Source organism: Pseudomonas sp. NFACC56-3, assembly GCF_900100025.1.
In the GTDB taxonomy this organism is placed as follows: domain Bacteria; phylum Pseudomonadota; class Gammaproteobacteria; order Pseudomonadales; family Pseudomonadaceae; genus Aquipseudomonas; species Aquipseudomonas fluorescens_AA.
Map to the genome: position 1 here is coordinate 399683 of NZ_FMTK01000002.1, position 16918 is coordinate 416600.

The 16918-nt window shown below is 61.2% G+C and carries 18 protein-coding genes; 8 read left to right on the top strand and 10 right to left on the bottom strand.

All coding sequences use genetic code 11. From position 1 onward, the window contains the following. The first annotated feature begins 74 nt into the window (after nt 1–74). Nucleotides 75–842 carry a DODA-type extradiol aromatic ring-opening family dioxygenase gene (locus tag BLO80_RS04805; protein WP_092327091.1) on the top strand — a complete coding sequence of 256 codons (768 nt, stop codon included), beginning with the start codon at nt 75–77 and terminating at the stop codon, nt 840–842. Nucleotides 843–1032: 190 nt separating this feature from the next. Here the strand turns inward: BLO80_RS04805 and BLO80_RS04810 are convergent, their stop codons facing one another. Next, nucleotides 1033–2706 (bottom strand): DEAD/DEAH box helicase, encoded by a 1674-nt coding sequence (locus tag BLO80_RS04810; protein WP_092327093.1) that lies wholly within the window; start codon nt 2704–2706, stop codon nt 1033–1035. A 489-nt stretch (nt 2707–3195) separates the two neighbouring features. Next, nucleotides 3196–3951 carry a spermidine synthase gene (locus tag BLO80_RS04820; protein WP_092166839.1) on the bottom strand — a complete coding sequence of 252 codons (756 nt, stop codon included), beginning with the start codon at nt 3949–3951 and terminating at the stop codon, nt 3196–3198. Between the two features lie 142 nt (nt 3952–4093). On the opposite strand from BLO80_RS04820, the gene BLO80_RS04825 reads away from it, so the two are divergent. Further along, the gene (locus tag BLO80_RS04825) at nt 4094–5440 is read left to right on the top strand and encodes a class II 3-deoxy-7-phosphoheptulonate synthase (RefSeq protein WP_092327094.1); all 1347 of its coding nucleotides are present in this window, start codon (nt 4094–4096) and stop codon (nt 5438–5440) included. A gap of 133 nt (nt 5441–5573) precedes the next feature. On the opposite strand, the gene BLO80_RS04830 is transcribed toward BLO80_RS04825, so the two are convergent. Together BLO80_RS04830 and BLO80_RS04835 are read right to left on the bottom strand one after the other, a co-directional pair. Next, the gene (locus tag BLO80_RS04830) at nt 5574–6803 is read right to left on the bottom strand and encodes a winged helix-turn-helix domain-containing protein (protein ID WP_092327096.1); all 1230 of its coding nucleotides are present in this window, start codon (nt 6801–6803) and stop codon (nt 5574–5576) included. 64 nt (nt 6804–6867) lie between these two features. Continuing rightward, nucleotides 6868–7086 (bottom strand): DUF1127 domain-containing protein, encoded by a 219-nt coding sequence (locus BLO80_RS04835; RefSeq protein ID WP_092327097.1) that lies wholly within the window; start codon nt 7084–7086, stop codon nt 6868–6870. 97 nt (nt 7087–7183) lie between these two features. On the opposite strand from BLO80_RS04835, the gene BLO80_RS04840 reads away from it, so the two are divergent. Beyond that, nucleotides 7184–8038 (top strand): LysR substrate-binding domain-containing protein, encoded by an 855-nt coding sequence (locus BLO80_RS04840; protein WP_027912697.1) that lies wholly within the window; start codon nt 7184–7186, stop codon nt 8036–8038. On the opposite strand, the gene BLO80_RS04845 is transcribed toward BLO80_RS04840, so the two are convergent. Further along, nucleotides 8028–8777, bottom strand: a complete 750-nt coding sequence (locus BLO80_RS04845) for a sulfite exporter TauE/SafE family protein (RefSeq protein ID WP_092197618.1) — start codon at nt 8775–8777, stop codon at nt 8028–8030. The two genes, BLO80_RS04840 and BLO80_RS04845, sit on opposite strands and share 11 nt — an antisense overlap. A gap of 148 nt (nt 8778–8925) precedes the next feature. On the opposite strand from BLO80_RS04845, the gene BLO80_RS04850 reads away from it, so the two are divergent. The 3 genes from BLO80_RS04850 to BLO80_RS04860 all read left to right on the top strand — a co-directional run bounded on the left by BLO80_RS04850 (nt 8926) and on the right by BLO80_RS04860 (nt 11335). After that, the gene (locus tag BLO80_RS04850; RefSeq protein ID WP_060738541.1) at nt 8926–9387 is read left to right on the top strand and encodes a MarR family winged helix-turn-helix transcriptional regulator; all 462 of its coding nucleotides are present in this window, start codon (nt 8926–8928) and stop codon (nt 9385–9387) included. Between the two features lie 477 nt (nt 9388–9864). After that, on the top strand, nt 9865–10284 hold the full coding sequence (locus tag BLO80_RS04855; protein ID WP_092327098.1) for an organic hydroperoxide resistance protein: 420 nt from the start codon (nt 9865–9867) through the stop codon (nt 10282–10284). A 37-nt stretch (nt 10285–10321) separates the two neighbouring features. Then, complete coding sequence (locus BLO80_RS04860) at nt 10322–11335, top strand: alpha/beta hydrolase (protein ID WP_092327100.1); 1014 nt, start codon at nt 10322–10324, stop codon at nt 11333–11335. A 217-nt stretch (nt 11336–11552) separates the two neighbouring features. On the opposite strand, the gene BLO80_RS04865 is transcribed toward BLO80_RS04860, so the two are convergent. Together BLO80_RS04865 and earP are read right to left on the bottom strand one after the other, a co-directional pair. After that, nucleotides 11553–12122, bottom strand: a complete 570-nt coding sequence (locus BLO80_RS04865) for an elongation factor P (protein ID WP_092327101.1) — start codon at nt 12120–12122, stop codon at nt 11553–11555. A gap of 48 nt (nt 12123–12170) precedes the next feature. Beyond that, the gene (gene earP / locus BLO80_RS04870; RefSeq protein WP_092327103.1) at nt 12171–13304 is read right to left on the bottom strand and encodes an elongation factor P maturation arginine rhamnosyltransferase EarP; all 1134 of its coding nucleotides are present in this window, start codon (nt 13302–13304) and stop codon (nt 12171–12173) included. A gap of 121 nt (nt 13305–13425) precedes the next feature. On the opposite strand from earP, the gene BLO80_RS04875 reads away from it, so the two are divergent. Together BLO80_RS04875 and BLO80_RS04880 are read left to right on the top strand one after the other, a co-directional pair. Then, entirely contained in the window at nt 13426–13812 is a 387-nt protein-coding gene (locus tag BLO80_RS04875; RefSeq protein WP_092327105.1) for a hypothetical protein, read from the top strand. Between the two features lies 1 nt (nt 13813). Continuing rightward, entirely contained in the window at nt 13814–14296 is a 483-nt protein-coding gene (locus BLO80_RS04880) for a GreA/GreB family elongation factor (RefSeq protein ID WP_092176946.1), read from the top strand. A gap of 14 nt (nt 14297–14310) precedes the next feature. Here BLO80_RS04880 and cysB read toward each other — a convergent pair whose 3' ends face one another. The 3 genes from cysB to BLO80_RS04895 form a co-directional block, all read right to left on the bottom strand. Further along, a complete protein-coding gene (gene cysB, locus BLO80_RS04885) occupies nt 14311–15285 on the bottom strand; it encodes an HTH-type transcriptional regulator CysB (RefSeq protein ID WP_003199376.1) in 975 nt (324 codons plus the stop codon). A 110-nt stretch (nt 15286–15395) separates the two neighbouring features. Beyond that, nucleotides 15396–15896 carry a universal stress protein gene (locus BLO80_RS04890; RefSeq protein WP_060738547.1) on the bottom strand — a complete coding sequence of 167 codons (501 nt, stop codon included), beginning with the start codon at nt 15894–15896 and terminating at the stop codon, nt 15396–15398. A 96-nt stretch (nt 15897–15992) separates the two neighbouring features. Next, the gene (locus BLO80_RS04895; RefSeq protein ID WP_092327107.1) at nt 15993–16898 is read right to left on the bottom strand and encodes a 5'-nucleotidase; all 906 of its coding nucleotides are present in this window, start codon (nt 16896–16898) and stop codon (nt 15993–15995) included. Between the last annotated feature and the right edge of the window lie 20 nt (nt 16899–16918).

Consider the following 16918-nt stretch of genomic DNA (forward strand, 5'->3'; position numbering starts at 1 on the left):
GCTAAAACTTATATTAGATTTAGATCATAGACCTGACGGAAGATGAGCCCATCTTAACGCTCAGGAGTTCGTCCATGCTGCCCAGCCTGTTTATCTCCCATGGCTCACCGATGCTTGCCCTGGAACCCGGCGCCAGCGGCCCGGCACTGGCTCGCCTGGCCGGACAGTTGCCCAAGCCCAAGGCCATCGTCATCGTGTCCGCCCACTGGGAAAGCAACGAGCTGCTGGTCAGCGCCAATCCGCAGCCGCGCACCTGGCATGACTTCGGCGGCTTTCCAGCGGCGCTGTATGAGGTGCAGTACCCCGCGCCTGGCGATCCGCGACTGGCGACGCAAGTCGCGAACATGCTCAACGCCGCGCACCTGCCGGCCCGTCTCGACCCTCAACGGCCGTTCGACCATGGCGCCTGGGTGCCATTGTCGTTGATGTACCCCGAGGCCGACATTCCGGTGGTGCAGGTTTCCCTGCCCAGCCACCAGGGACCGGTGTTGCAGACACAGGTCGGCCAGGCCCTGGCGAGCCTGCGCCAAGAGGGCGTCTTGCTGATCGGCTCCGGCAGCATCACCCACAACCTGCGCGACCTGGACTGGAACGCCGGCCCTGACAGCGTCGAACCCTGGGCCAAGGCCTTTCGCGACTGGATGGTCGAGCAACTGGCGGCCGACGACGAGCCCGCACTGCACGATTACCGTCGCCAGGCACCCAACGCCGTGCGCAGCCACCCCAGTGATGAGCACTTGTTGCCGCTGTATTTTGCCCGGGGTGCCGGTGGGACATTCAGTGTTGCCCATACGGGGTTCACGATGGGGACGCTGGGGATGGACATTTATCGGTTCGATTGACCGACGGACCGCGTCGCTTCAATCGCGAGCAAGCTCGCTCCCACAGGGTTTTGTGAGCGCCGCAAGTCCAATGTGGGAGCGAGCTTGCTCGCGATTGGCCTCCACCCTGAAAGCACTCCAAACAACAGGCAAAAAAATCCCCGAACTCGTCGGGGATTTTTCATGTTAGATCAATCAGCCCAAGAGCCGATCAATCCTCGCGATAGCGACGCAGCTTGAGCTGCTTGCCAGCGACGCGGGTGTCTTTGAGCTTGGTCAGCAACTTCTCCAGACCATCTTCCGGCAGCTCGACCAGGCTGAAGCTGTCACGCACCTGGATGCGGCCGATCGCTTCGCGGGCCAGGCCGCCTTCGTTGAGGATGGCACCCAGCAGGTTCTTGGCGGCGATGCCGTCACGGGCACCCAGCGCAGTACGGCAGCGCGCACGACCTTCGGCCAGCGGGATCGGTGCACGACGCTCGCGATCACCACGGTCCGGACGATCACCGGTGCGCTCGGGACGATCGCCACGCGGTGCGTTGTTCGGCACCAGGGGACGTTCCTTCTCGATCGCAGCCAGGTTCAGCGCCTGGCCATTGGTGGCCTTGCGCAGCAGTGCCGCGGCCAGGGCACGTGGGGTGCAACCGATGTCGGCGGTCAGGCGATCGAGCAGCTCGCCGTGGGTCGATTCGGCGTCAGCCACCAGGGGCGACAGGCTGTTGGTCAGTTTCTTGATGCGGGCATCGAGAACGGCCTGGGCGTCCGGCAGGCGAACTTCAGCCACCTTCTGGCCAGTCACACGCTCGATCACTTGCAGCATGCGGCGCTCACGTGGAGTGACCAGCAGCAGCGCGCGGCCTTCGCGACCGGCACGGCCGGTACGGCCGATACGGTGAACGTAGGATTCCGGATCGTACGGCATGTCCACGTTGAACACGTGGGTGATGCGCGGAACATCCAGGCCACGGGCAGCGACGTCGGTCGCCACAACGATGTCCAGGCGGCCATCCTTGAGGGAGTCGATCACGCGCTCACGCTGGTTCTGGGCAATGTCACCGTTCAGCGCGGCGGCTTTGTAGCCTTTGGCTTCCAGGGCGCTGGCCAGGTCCAGGGTCGCTTGCTTGGTGCGCACGAACATGATCAGGGCGTCGAAGTCTTCCACTTCCAGCAAGCTGAGAACGGCGGAAGTCTTCTGGTCGGCGTGAACCAGCAGGTGAGCTTGTTCGATCGCGGTGACGGTCTGAGTCTTGGTCTGGATCTTCACGTGTTGCGGATCGCGCAGGTGGCGCTCGGCAATGGCACGGATCGATTGCGGCAGGGTGGCCGAGAACAATACAGTCTGACGGGTCGCTGGCAGAGCCTTGAAGATGACTTCCAGGTCATCCATGAAGCCCAGCTTGAGCATCTCGTCGGCTTCGTCGAGCACCAGGTGGTTCACGGTAGCCAGGACTTTTTCGTCACGACGCAGGTGGTCGCACAGACGCCCCGGAGTGGCGACAACGATCTGCGCGCCATTACGGATGGCTTTCAGTTGTGGGCCCATCGGGGCGCCGCCGTAAACGGCCACAACGGTAACGCCAGGCATTTGCTTGGAGTAGGTTTCGAAAGCGGTGGCTACTTGCAGCGCCAACTCACGGGTTGGCGCCAGGATCAGGGCTTGCGGTTCGCGCTTGGCAGGATCGATGCGATGCAGGATCGGCAGGGCGAACGCAGCGGTTTTACCCGTACCGGTTTGCGCCTGGCCGATCATGTCGTGGCCGGCCATGATGATCGGGATCGATTGCTGCTGAATCGCCGAAGGTTCTTCGTAGCCGGTCGCGGTGACGGCAGCAAGAATGTTCGGGTTGAGATTAAAAGCGGCGAAGCCGCCGGTTTCCTGGGTCATGGGTCTGCCTCTAAGTGCATCCGCAAAGACCCATGCTCCAAAGCTGCGCATGCCGTGTTGAGACTCAAGAGTCGCCCTGGCTGCTTTGTCGGCGGGGATTTGCGAAAACGAATGAATGGAAAAAGAACGTCGTGGAAGCATCCGTTGTGCGGACATGCAACCGAAGCTGACTTCGGAGAATTGCGCTACCTTGACGCGGCCCGGCTAAAGGCCGGCGCGCACTATACCGGAATTTGCCCGAAAAGGGAGCTTTTTTTATTGCCAGACCCGTTATGGGGCTCGCTGTCAGAAGGCCTTGGGGCAGCCAGCTAAAACGGTTCATCTCCAGACGACTTTGCCCTTGTGGCGCGGGAGCTTGCTCCCGCTCGGCTGCGAAGCAGACGCCTGGGTTGATAGCTGAAATCGAAGGGGGCCGCTTCGCGACCCAGCGGGAGCAAGCTCCCTCGCCACAGGGGAACTCACTTGTAAAAAGGTTTTGGGGGCCTTTGATCAGGTCGCCGGCCGGATCGCCTTGATCAGTGACTGCAACGAATACCCCAAGCGTGGCGCCAGCCCTTCGGCCCTGGCGACCAGTCCTTGCATGTCCAGCTCCTGATCGAGGTCCGCCGGCACAATCAGGATCACATTGCCCTCCTTCACCGGCAGTTCCCAATAGTGCCGGTGGTACAAACCGCGCAAGAGCGCCGCGCCCAATGGCTTGCCATCGTCGGTGGCCCATTGGTTGATCACCAGCCAGCCGCCCGGGTTGAGGCGTTTCTGGCAGTTTTCCAGGAACCCCCAGGCCAAGTGCCCGACGCCTGGGCCGACATCGGTATAGAGGTCGACGAAAATCAGGTCCGCCGGCTCCGCCGTTTCAAGCAATTGCAAGGCATCGCCAACGCGAATGTACAGTCGCGGATCGTCGTCCAGACCCAGGTATTCGATGGCCAGGCGCGGCACGTCGGGACGCAGTTCGATGGCCTCGACGTCTTCCAGTGGCAGGAATTTCAGGCAGGCCTGGGTCAGCGTACCGGCACCCAGCCCCAGGAACAGCGCGCTTTCCGGCTGCTCGTGACACAACGCACCGATGAGCATGGCGCGGGTGTAGTCATATTCGAGCCAGCTCGGATCGGCTGTGAACACGCAGCTTTGCTCGATGGCGTCGCCAAACTCCAGAAACCGGTAATCGGCCACTTCGAATACGCGAATCATGCCGAACTCGTCGTGCACCTCGGCGAGCAAATGCTCGACGCGCTCCTCTGTCATTTCATCTCCTGATGGTTGCCGTGCCGGCATGAGCCTGCGGATACGGGACAAGGACGCGATTGTCCGCGAAGCAACCGGAACAGGTCACGTACTAATTTGCTGATAACATGGCCGTCCGAGCGTAAATCACCTAGAGATCATGATGAGCCAACCCTGGAGCCCTGACAGCTGGCGCGCCCTGCCGATCCAGCAGCAACCCCGTTACCCTGACGCCGCGCACCTATTGCAGGTGGAGCAGACCCTGGCCAGTTATCCGCCATTGGTGTTTGCCGGTGAAGCCCGGGAGTTGCGCCGTCAGTTCGCCGAAGTGACCCGGGGCCGGGCGTTCCTGCTGCAAGGCGGCGACTGCGCCGAAAGCTTTGCCGAGTTCTCGGCGGCCAAGATCCGCGACACCTTCAAGGTGCTCTTGCAGATGGCGATCGTCATGACCTTTGCCGCCGGCTGCCCGGTGGTCAAGGTCGGGCGCATGGCCGGGCAGTTCGCCAAGCCGCGCTCGGCCAACGACGAAACCATCGACGGCGTGACCCTACCGGCGTACCGAGGCGACATCGTCAACGGTATCGGTTTCGACGAAAAAAGCCGCGTACCGGACCCGGAGCGGTTGTTGCAGTCCTACCACCAGTCCACCGCCACCTTGAACCTGCTGCGCGCCTTCGCCCAGGGCGGGTTCGCCGATCTGCACCAAGTGCACCAGTGGAACCTGGACTTCATCGCCAACTCGGCCCTGGCGGAAAAATACAGCCACCTGGCCGACCGCATCGACGAAACCCTGGCATTCATGCGCGCCTGCGGCATGGACAGCTCGCCGCAACTGCGCGAAACCAGTTTCTTCACCGCCCACGAAGCGCTGCTGCTCAATTACGAAGAAGCCTTCGTGCGCCGTGACAGCCTGACCAACGACTATTACGACTGCTCGGCCCACATGCTGTGGATCGGCGACCGCACCCGTCAGTTGGACGGTGCCCATGTGGAATTCCTGCGCGGGGTGAACAACCCGATCGGGGTCAAGGTCGGCCCGAGCATGGACCCGGACGACCTGATCCGCCTGATCGACGTACTCAACCCGGAAAACGACCCCGGCCGGCTGAACCTGATTGCCCGGATGGGCGCCAACAAGGTCGGCGAACACTTGCCGCCGCTGTTACGCGCCGTGCAACGTGAAGGCAAGCAGGTGCTGTGGAGCTCCGACCCGATGCACGGCAACACCATCAAGGCCAGCAGCGGCTACAAGACCCGGGACTTCGCGCAGATCCTCGGCGAAGTGAAGCAGTTCTTCCAGGTCCACGAAGCCGAAGGCACCTATGCCGGCGGGATTCACATCGAAATGACCGGGCAAAACGTCACCGAATGCATCGGCGGCGCGCGACCGATTACCGAGGACGGGCTCTCGGACCGCTACCACACCCATTGCGATCCGCGGATGAATGCCGATCAATCGCTGGAGCTGGCGTTCCTGATTGCGGAGACGTTGAAGCAGGTTCGGCGGTGAATCTTTCAGCGTACAGCGACTGAACGACCGCCTTCGGGGGCAAGCCCGCTCCCACATTGGACTGGGTCGAACACAAAAATCATGTTCACCGCCGGCCAACTGTGGGAGCGGGCTTGCCCGCGAAGGGGCCAGCTCAGCCAGCTCCGATTTCAGCCAACACCACCGCCAACCGAACCCCACCCACCCGCTGGCAGTTAAGCTGGACCTGCTCCAACCCCAGCCAATCGGCCATGCGCCGCAGATTAATCGCCAAGGCCTGCACGCCCTCCTCGTCCAGCCCCGGCTCTTCCTCGTGCACCGCATGCACAGCCAATCGACCCAGGGCCCGCTCCGCCCGCAGGTCCACCCGAGCAGCGATGCGTTCATTGTGCAAGAAAGGCAATACGTAATAGCCGTACATCCGCTTGTGGACAGGGGTGTAGATCTCCAGCCGATAGCGGAAATCGAACAGTCGTTCGGTACGGCTGCGCTCCCAGACCAGCGAATCGAACGGCGACAACAAGGCACTGGCCGCTACTTTGCGAGGGATCTTCGCCGCGGGTCGGCACCAGGCCGGTTGCTTCCAGCCTTGCACCTCACAGCGCAACAGTTCGCCGGCCTCTTCCAACTCGGCCAGTCGCATGCGACTGTCGGTCGGCCCCAGACGAAAGTAGTCGCGCAGGTCCTTCTCGGTAGCGACGCCCAAGGCCTCGGCGGCATGCAGCAACAAGGCGCGCTGGGCCTGGGCCTCGTCCGGCCGGGGCTGTTGCAGGACCGAGGCCGGGAACACCCGCTCCGGCAAGTCGTAGAGCCGCTCGAACCCACGCCGCCCCGCCACCGTGACTTCGCCCGCCGCGAATAGCCATTCCAGCGCATGTTTCTCTGCGCTCCAGTCCCACCAGGGCCCGGCCTTCTCCTCGCGCGTGGACAAGCTGCCGGCGCCCAGGGCGCCCTGCTCCTGGACCGACGCCAGGACGCGACGGATGACATCCTGGCGTTCATGGCCGAAACGCGCCAATTGCTGGTAGATGCCCTCGCCGCGGGACGCCCGATCCATGCGCCAGCGCATCAGTGGATACATGGACATCGGCAGCAGCGACGCTTCATGGCCCCAATATTCGAACAGCGTGCGGCGTCGGCCCTGGCTCCAGGCGGCTTGATCGAGCAAATCGCGAGGGTAGTGACCGAGGCGGGAGAACAACGGGAGATAATGCGAGCGCACCAGCGCATTGACGGAGTCGATCTGCAGGACGCCGAGGCGTTCGATCAGACGGTTGAGGCGCGAGGATTGCACCGAAGCTGGCGGCGACCGCCCATCGAATCCTTGGGCGGCCAACGCCAGACGCCGGGCCTGTTTGAGGGTAAAGGACACAGTCGCGGGCATGGAGATCTCCTTGTCTGCTCGCAACCTACCTCACCAATAAGGGGTTTGTGTAGGAAAGGATGGCTCATTTGTGCATGGGGTCATCCCAGAATGGCCGAACCACTTCCCGCTCCACGTCGGCACGACTCACGCCGATGTCCTTGAGCGCCTCGTCGCTCATTCCGGCCAGCAGTTCGCGTTCGTGGTGCAATTCGTACCAGCGGCTAAACTTGTGCAGCAAGGCGCTGATGGAAAAGCCGTGGGAGAGTTTGTCTATCAGTAGATAACCTTTTTGACCTTTCATCGTGATGTCCTCCGTTGGGGATGGCTCAAGTCTCGCGCTAACGCTAAGATCAATCCAACGAATGTTTCTTATGCAATACATCTCGGAGATTGATCAATTGTCGAGTTACCCGAGCATCGATACGGAAGTGCTGCGTACCTTTGTCGCCATCGCCGACCAGGGCGGTTTCACTCGGGCCGGGGAATTGGTCAATCGCACCCAGTCAGCCGTGAGCATGCAGATGAAGCGGCTGGAAGAAGACGTCTTGCAGCGACGGCTGTTCGAACGCGACGGGCGCCAGGTCAAGCTCACCGCCGAAGGCCAGGTGCTGCTGGGTTACGCCCGGCGGATCCTCAAGCTGCACAGCGAGGTGTTCAATACCCTGCGCGAACCGCACATGGTCGGCACGGTGCGCATCGGCACGCCGGACGATTACGTGATGCGTTTCCTGCCGGGCATCCTGCAACGCTTCGCCCAGTTCTATCCGCTGATCGAAATCGAAGTGCACTGCGAGTCGTCCAAGCAGTTGCTGCTGCGCCAGGACCTGGACCTGTCCATCGTCACCCGTAAACCGGGGGACGAAATCGGCCAGTTGCTGCGCAAGGAGCGTTTTGTCTGGGCCGAAGCCGCCTGCTTCAACGTCCATGAACAAACGCCGCTGCCGCTGGCAATGTTCAACAGCGATTGTTTCTGCCGACAATGGGCCTGCAATGCGCTGGATGCCATGGGCCGCGATTATCGCGTGGCGTACAACAGCTCGAGCCTGTCGGCGCTCATGGCGGTGGTGGGCGCCGGCCTGGCAATCACGGCGCAACTGGAAAGCCTGCTGACCCCGGACATGCGCGTACTGGGCGAGGCCGAAGACCTGCCGGAACTGCCCGAGGCCAGCATCATGCTGATCCGCAACCTGCATAACCCGTCGCCGATCACCGAGTGCCTGGCCGAACACATCGTCGAAGGTTTCAAACTTTAAAGGCGAGCAACACCGCGCACAGCACCAGGAAACCGCAGAACAGCCCGCGCAACAGCCGCTCCGGCAAGGCGTGGGCGACTTTCACTCCCCAACTGATGCTCAGCAGGCCACCGACCGCCAGCGGCAGGCCGATGCTCCAGTCCACTTCGTGGTGAAACGCATACGTGGCGAGGGTCACGCCGGTACTGGGCAAGGCCAGCGCCAGGGACAAGCCTTGGGCAACCACCTGGCTGGTGCCAAAAATGCTGGTCAGGATCGGGGTGGCGACAACGGCCCCACCGACACCGAACAGACCGCCCATGGTGCCGGATGCGGCGCCCAGCACACCGAGCCACGGCCAGCCATACCGCATTTGCGCCGAAGCAGGTGCGGTGGCGGCGAACATGCGAACCAGGTTGTAGAGCGTCAGCGCGATCAGGAACGCCACGAAGCCGATCCGCATGCTATCGGCATCGATCCCCACGGCCCAGATCGAGCCAAGCCAGGCAAAGCAGAACCCCATGGAAGCCAACGGCAGGACATGGCGCAATTCGATGCGATTGCGCTGGTGGTAGCGCCACAACGCAAGCATGACATTGGGCACCACCATGACCAGCGCCGTCCCTTGGGCCATTTGCTGGTCGAGGCCGAACCAGACACCCAGCACCGGAATGGCAATCAGGCCGCCACCGATCCCGAACAATCCCCCCAAGGTGCCCAACAAGGCACCAAACACCAAGAACAGTGCAAATTCGAACACAGAAGACTCTCCCCTTTTCCTCAGGCGCTTATCCTACGCAGTCGGCGCCAGCGGGGAAACGTAACATCTATCCGAAATGTCAGAATTATCTGGCGCATTAAAGATTCGCCCGCTAGATTCGTAACGATCATTGATTGAAGGTTTTGCCATGAACACCCTGCGCGACACCCCCGAAGCCTGCGAAGCCCTGTTGCTCGACAACCAGGTCTGTTTCGCCCTGCACTCCACGTCGCTGCTGATGACCAAGGTCTATAAGCCGCTGCTCCAGGCCCTGGGCCTGACCTATCCGCAATACCTGGCGATGATGGTGCTGTGGGAAAAGGACGGATTGACCGTCGGTGAAATCAGCACACGCCTGCTTACCGACCCCGGCTCGTTGACCCCATTGCTCAAGCGCCTGGAGGCCGAAGGCCTGTTGAGCCGCACCCGCAGCCGTGAGGACGAACGTGTGGTCATTGTCGAACTCACCGAACAGGGCCGTGCCCTGCGGGAAAAAGCCCTCGACATCCCCCAATGCATCCTCGCCGCCAGCGGCCAGACCCTGGAACAGCTGAAGAAGCTGCAACATGACCTGCAAGCGCTACGCGGGCATTTGCAAGACAGCCTCTGACTCCCCCTGCGGGAGCGGGCTCGCTCGCGAAGACGCCGGTACATCCGGTATCCGCGCCTACTGACCCACCGCTATCGCGAGCAAGCTCGCTCCCACATTGGATTTGCGGCGCTCACAGCCCCCTGTGGGAACGGGCTCGCTCGCGAAGGCGCCGGTACATCCGATATCCCCGCCTACTGACCCACCGCTATCGCGAGCAAGCTCGCTCCCACATTGGATTTACGGCCCACTCCCACCTCCTGTGGGAGCGAGCTTGCTCGCGATAGCGGCCTCCCTACCAGCCCACAGCTGAAAAAACTTTAAACATCAAGAAACCGCTCTATATCAAGGGTTACAAGCCTTCTCAGCTTGATTTTTCTTACTCACCTCGAAAAATTAACTTGCGCGCAAAATATTAGCGCTATACATTCTCCTCACACCTACTTGGTGCGCAAATATTTAGCGCAAACAAATCAACCCAGAAACGAGGCTCCCATCATGCAAACGCTCTACACCGCAATCGCAACTTCCACCGGCGGCCGTGACGGTCGTGCGATTTCCAGTGACAACATCCTCGACGTCAAACTCGCTACGCCCAAGGCACTCGGCGGCGCGGGCGGTGCGGCGACCAACCCTGAGCAATTGTTCGCCGCCGGCTACTCGGCCTGCTTCATCGGCGCCCTGAAATTCGTGGCCAGCCAGAGCAAACGCAAGATCCCGGACGACGCCTCGATTACCGCCCACGTCGGCATCGGCCAGATCCCCGATGGTTTCGGCCTCGACATCGACCTGCACATCAGCCTGCCTGGGCTGGACCAGGCCGACGCGCAAAGCCTGGTGGACGCGGCTCATCACGTCTGCCCGTACTCCAACGCCACCCGCGGCAACGTGGATGTGCGCCTGCACGTGACCGTCTGACCCCCTACCCTGACCCCGAGAACTTAAGGAGATGCACATGAACACATTCAGCAAAGCCCTGACCGGCACCCTTCTCGCCCTCAGCGTCAGCGGTGCCTTCGCCGACGGCATCGTCGAACACAACACCCAGGCGTTTCTCGACGTACTCAATGCCGGTACCGGCAAACCACTGGAGCAGCTGTCGCCCAAGGACGCCCGTGCCGTCCTGGTGGGCGCCCAGGCGGGAGTAAAGTTGACCTTGCCCAAGGCCGACGTCAGCGAGAAAACCATCCAGGTCGATGGCCAGCCGATCAGCCTGACCATCGTTCGCCCCGCCGGGGTCAAGGGTGAGTTGCCGGTGTTCATGTTCTTCCACGGCGGTGGCTGGGTACTGGGCGACTTCCCGACCCACGAACGACTGGTCCGGGATCTGGTGGCGGGGTCCGGTGCCGTCGCGGTGTTCGTCAACTACACGCCTTCACCCGAGGCGCATTACCCGGTGGCGATCAACCAGGCTTACGCCGCGACGAAATGGGTGGCCGAGCACGGCAAGCAAATCAACGTCGATGGCAAGCGCCTGGCCGTGGTGGGCAACAGCGTCGGCGGCAACATGGCGGCCGTCGTGGCCTTGATGGCGAAGGACAAAGGTACGCCGGCGATCCGTTTCCAGGCATTGCTGTGGCCGGTGACCGATGCCAGCTTCGAGACGGCGTCCTACAACCAGTTCGCCGAAGAACACTTCCTCAGTAAAAACATGATGAAGTGGTTCTGGGACAACTACACCACCGATGCCGGGCAACGCGGCGAGATCTATGCCTCGCCACTGCGGGCCAGCACCGCACAACTCAAGGGCCTGCCCCCAGCGCTGGTGCAGACCGCCGAGGCCGATGTCTTGCGCGATGAAGGCGAAGCCTATGCCCGCAAACTGGACGCGGCCGGTGTGCCCGTCACGGCCGTGCGCTACAACGGCATGATCCACGACTATGGCTTGCTCAACGTGGTCAGCCAGGTGCCAGCGGTGCGTTCGGCGATGTTGCAGGTGTCCGAAGAACTCAAGCAGCACTTGAAGTGATGATGGAACCAGGAGAAACCTTTGCGGCGAGGAGGCTTGCTCCCACTCGGCTGCGCAGCAGTCGTAATCCAGGTATGACTGAGTGATTGGGTTGCTTGGGTTGGGGCTGCTTCGCAGCCCAGCGGGAGCAAGCTCCCTCGCCACGGGATCTGGTATTCAGTCCTGAAATAAAAAAGCCCGACTCAATGGTCGGGCTTTTTCATACAGAAGGCTTCGCTTACTTGGCGCGGCCTTTGTAGGAACCGCCATCGCGGGTATCGATCTCGATCATGTCGCCGATTTCGATGAAGTCAGCGACCGACAGCTCGGTACCGTTCTTCAGTTTGGCAGGCTTCATGACCTTGCCGGAAGTGTCACCGCGAGCGGAACCTTCGGTGTAGTCAACCTGACGCACGATGGTGGTCGGCAGCTCTACGGAAACCAGGCGCTCTTCGAAGAACACGGCTTCGCAGACGTCGGTCATGCCTTCTTCGATGAATGGCAGAACGCTTTCGATGTCTTCGGCGTTCAGCTCGTACATGGTGTAGTCAGTGGTGTCCATGAACGTGTAGGTGTCACCGCTGATGAAGGACAGGGTCGCTTCTTTGCGGTCGAGGATCACGTCGTCCAGTTTGTCGTCGGCGCTGTAGACGATCTCGGTCTTGTAACCGGTCAGCAGGTTCTTCAGCTTGGTCTTCATGATCGCGCTGTTACGACCCGACTTGGTGAACTCAGCTTTCTGAACCAGCCAAGGATCGTTTTCGAGACGGATCACGGTCCCGGGTTTCAGTTCTTTACCAGTTTTCATTGCGAATATCCGAATTTGGATGGGATTTACAAAAATCTAGGCCGCGTATCATATCCAATTTACATAAAACTTCACCAGCGCTGCGGCAAGATCGGGTCGCGAGGCCTGTTCCAGACACCACGCCTGGGCATGTTCGGCCAGTTCCCGCTGGTGTTCGCGGCTGCTTTTCCAATGCTCGGCCATGTCCTGGCCGGCATTCCAGGCCCGCCAGAGACCGCTGGTCGCTTTTTGCGCGGCCGGTGAAAGCCCCTGATTGTAGAGCCTGAGAAATGCCTCGAGCTTTTCCAGGTGGACGTCTTCTTCCTGCTGGTAGATATGCCAGAGCAGCGGCCGACCGGCCCATTGCGCGCGCACGAAGGAGTCTTCGCCGCGCACGGCGTTGAAATCACAGCACCACAGCAACTGGTCGTACTGATCCTGGCAAACGAACGGCAGCACCTGCACCGTCAGTGCGCCACGTCGATGCAGCGCACCGACCTTCAGGCCTTCGACACCGAGCCAACGCTCGACGTCGCCCAACACTCGCCCTTCGGGAACCAGCACATGAAATGCCTGGGTATCGGCTGCCATCGCGTCGAACCAGCTCGCCAGCCCGGCGTTCTCGTAGGCAAACAGCGAGATCAGGCAGGCTTGGGGCGCCCGCTCGATGCCCAATCCCTGCAGGAAACTGCGTTGCGCTTCGGCATCCTGCTGGAATTGTCGACGGCGCTCCAGCAGACCGGCCTCACGCAGCAAGCCACCCGTTCCCTCCCGAAAGCCCGGAAAAAAGAAATATTTCTGCACGTGCTTGTATTTGACTGACGGTAAGCCATGGCAACCGATCACCCAGTCCTCGGCGCTCAAATAATCGAGGTTCATCCACAAGGGCGTCGTCTGGCGCTCGGCCATCGCTTCCATGTAGGCACTCGGCAACTGGCAGGCAAACGCGGCGACCACCACCTCGGCGGCCTCAGTGGGCTGCCAGTGCGCGGGCCAGTGGCACACCTGCACGCCCTGCTGCCATTGCTCGGACAGGGCGATATCGATTTGCGGACACAGCCGTTCGAAAGCACGCAGGTCGTCGACCCACAGCCGCACCGCGCATCGGTGCTCGGCCACCAATTGCCGAGCCAAGCGCCAAGTGACACCGATGTCGCCATAGTTATCGACGACGGTGCAAAAAATATCCCAGCGCACAGCCATTCCCGACTCCCTGTGACAAAGGCCCGATTGTCCCGAATAAACCGATCGCACAGAAGAGCCGACGGCGATTAATCTTCATGCGACAATCAGCGCCTGCCCATGACCCTGCCAGGAAGCAGCCATGCCCGATCACTCGACACCCTCGCGCCTTACGGCTGTGCAATTGACCTTCAGCATCGCCCTGGGCCTGTGGCTGGGGTTCCTGGCCATCGTGTTGACGGGCTGGCTACTGTCCAGATTCCTGTTCAACGAACAACTGGCACCGGTGGCCGCCGCCGTCCATCAACTGGCGCAACCACCGGCAGTGCAACCGGCCCCCGAGCCGCCCACGCCGATGTTCGAGCAGTATCAGCAGAACCTGCAGAGGAACGAGCAGCGTCAGGCGCTTGATCAGGCCCGCAGCAATCCTCGCAACCTGTCCAACCCCAAGTGCCAGTTCTGGCTGCAACAGGACCAGAATGCGCCCAGTGAAAAAAGCCGCGCCAACGTGCTGCAATTCTGCGAATGACATGAACAAACAGACCGTCCACCAGTTGATTCTCGACAAGCTCGAGATTGATCTCGATATCGCCGAACGCGCCGCGCAAACCGCCTACGAAACCGCGACCCACGAAGAAAACATCGCCGAGAACAAATACGACACCCTGGGCCTTGAGGCGTCCTACCTCGCCGCCGGACAAGCCAGGCGCGTGGAAGAAATCCGCCAGGCGCTCACCCTTTGTCAAAACCTGACGTTGAGGCCTTACGACGAGCAGCGCGGCATTCAGGTCGGCACATTGATCGGACTGGAAGATGAGCACGGCCGCCAGCAATGGCTCTTCCTCGGGCCGGATGCGGCAGGCTTGAAGGTTTCGCTGGTAGGTCAGCCGATCACCGTCATCACCCCTCGCTCACCGCTGGGCCGAGGCCTGCTGGGCAAGTTCGAAGGGGATGAGGTGGAGATCGTGGTCGCCGGCGCCCGGCAACAGTTCACTGTCACCGAGGCGATCTAGGCAGGTAACGGTTTTTAGTGCACCGGCAGTTCGACGCCGTCGAACAACTCTTCGAGTTCCTGCTTGTTGTGGCACTGGATAGCCTTGGCCATCACTTCCCGGGTCAGGTGCGGCGCGAATTTCTCGATGAAATCGCACATGAAACCGCGCAGGAAAGTGCCACGACGGAAACCGATCTTGGTCACGCTGGATTCGAACAATTCGCTGGCATCCAGCACCACCAGGTCACTGTCGAGCTTGGTATCGACGGCCATCTTCGCGACGATGCCCACGCCCAGGCCCAGGCGGACGTAAGTCTTGATCACGTCGGCGTCGGCGGCGGTGAACACCACTTTCGGTGTCAGGCCACGATGACTGAAGGCTTCGTCGAGCTTGGAACGACCGGTGAAACCGAATACGTAGGTGACGATTGGGTATTCGGCCAGGGCTTCGAGGGTCAGCTTCGGCAGCTTGGTCAGCGGATGGCCCTGGGGCACGACCACGCAGCGATTCCAGCGGTAGCACGGCATCATCACCAGGTCCCCGAACAGCTCCAGGGCCTCGGTGGCAATGGCGAAATCCACCGTGCCGTCGGCAGCCATCTCGGCGATCTGCATCGGCGACCCTTGGTGCATGTGCAGCGCCACGTCGGGGTATTGCTTGATGAAGTTGCTGATCACCGGCGGCAGCGCATAGCGGGCCTGGGTGTGGGTGGTGGCGATCGACAAGGTGCCTTTTTTCTCGTTGGAGAATTCCTGGGCAATCTGCTTGATGCTTTCGACCTTGCGCAGGATCTCGCCGGCCGTGGTGATGATGCGCTCACCGGCCGGGGTCACGCGGGTCAGGTGCTTGCCACTGCGGGCGAAGACTTCGACGCCCAGTTCGTCTTCCAACAGGCGGATCTGCTTGCTGATGCCGGGTTGCGACGTGTAGAGGCTTTGGGCAGTAGCGGAAACGTTGAGGTCGTGGTGCGCCACTTCCCAGATGTAGCGCAGTTGTTGAAGCTTCATATGTATCCCTCAAAGCAGTTGGACGCCACGGGCATCAGCGACGGTATATAACTATATGGAAGGTTACGACAATAAATCTAGAACTTTTTATAAAACGCCATCATTTAGCCTCAAGCCTCGCCCTGACGTCGACGCTGGACCAGCGGAACCAGGTAGACCGGTACCCGGGATAACTGCAATACCCGGGCGGCGGTCCTGCCCAAGGGGGTTTCACCGTTCGCCCCTTGGCAATGACTGCCTACGATCAGCAAATCAACGGAGAGTTTCGCAGCCTGTTCCAGAATGACCTGGGAAGGATCGCCCTGGTACACCCTGACCGACCTGATCAGTTTCAAGTCCTGTTGCCCCTCCCCCAATTCCTCACGGAAACTGTCGAGCACCCGCTGTTCGATATTGGCCATCACCGTATTCAGACCTTGGCGATGGAATTCGTTCAGCGCCTGCTCATCGAGATAGCTTTGCAACACCGATTCGGCGAACAGCCCCATCGGTTCCACCGCATGCACCACATACAACTCGGCTTCAAACGTCCGTGCCAGCGCCAAGGCATGCTGCATCACATAAGGGGCATAAAGGCCCAGGTCTGTGGCGTACAGCATCGAACGAATCATGTGACCTCCTCACGTGCCAGAATGGCGGAGATTGATTCAGCTTAGCAGCGCCTTGGAGACTGCGACGTGCGGCCTGGCGCCCCAACTCAGAGGCAGTCAGGGCTTTATTTCGTTACTGATGCCATGGGGCACGTGACCGGTGGCGACCACCTCCCGGGCCAATTCGCAGTGGCCGGTCTGGTCATCGAAAAACACATCGGCGGCAAAGGCCTCCAGGAAAGCCGATTTGGTCAGGCCGCCGAGAAACAGCGACTCGTCCAAACGGATATCCCACTCACGCAAAGTCCGGATGACCCGCTCATGGGCCGGTGCCGAACGGGCGGTCACCAAGGCCGTGCGGATGGGGCAGGCATCCTCGGGGAACTCGCGCTGCAGCGCGTTGAGCGCCGCCAGGAAGCCCTTGAAGGGCCCGCCTCGCAGCGGCTCACGGGCAGCCTGCCGCTCGCTGGCCTGGAAAGCTTCCAGACCATCGGCCTGATAGACACGCTCCGACTCATCGGAAAACAGCACGGCATCGCCGTCGAAGGCAATGCGCAGTTCTGCGCTGGCGGCGCGACTGGCCCCACCCGACAGGATGGTCGCCGCGGCAAATCCGGCGTCCAGGGCGCTGCGCACGTCTTCAGCGTGGGTGGACAAGAACAGGTCGCAGCCGAATGCCTTGAGGTACGGGTAAGGACTGCGGCCGCCAACGAAGGCCGCGCGCGAAATCGCCAGCCCATAATGATGGATCGAGTTGAACACCCTAAGGCCGGTGTCGGCACTGTTGCGCGACACCAGGATCACCTCGACCCGGGCACGCCCCAGGTGTTCGTTGAGGTCCAGCAGTTTCTGCACGAGGGCGAACGCGTCACCGGGTGCCAGGACTTCGTCTTCATGCTCGATCTGGTATTGCCGATAGGCCTCGACGCCACTCGACAGGTACACCTTGTGGCTTTCCCTAAGGTCGAACAACGCCCGCGACGAAATCGCCAGCACCAGTTTGTCGTCGATGTTGTTTGCCATGCCACTCCCCTTTCGTCCCG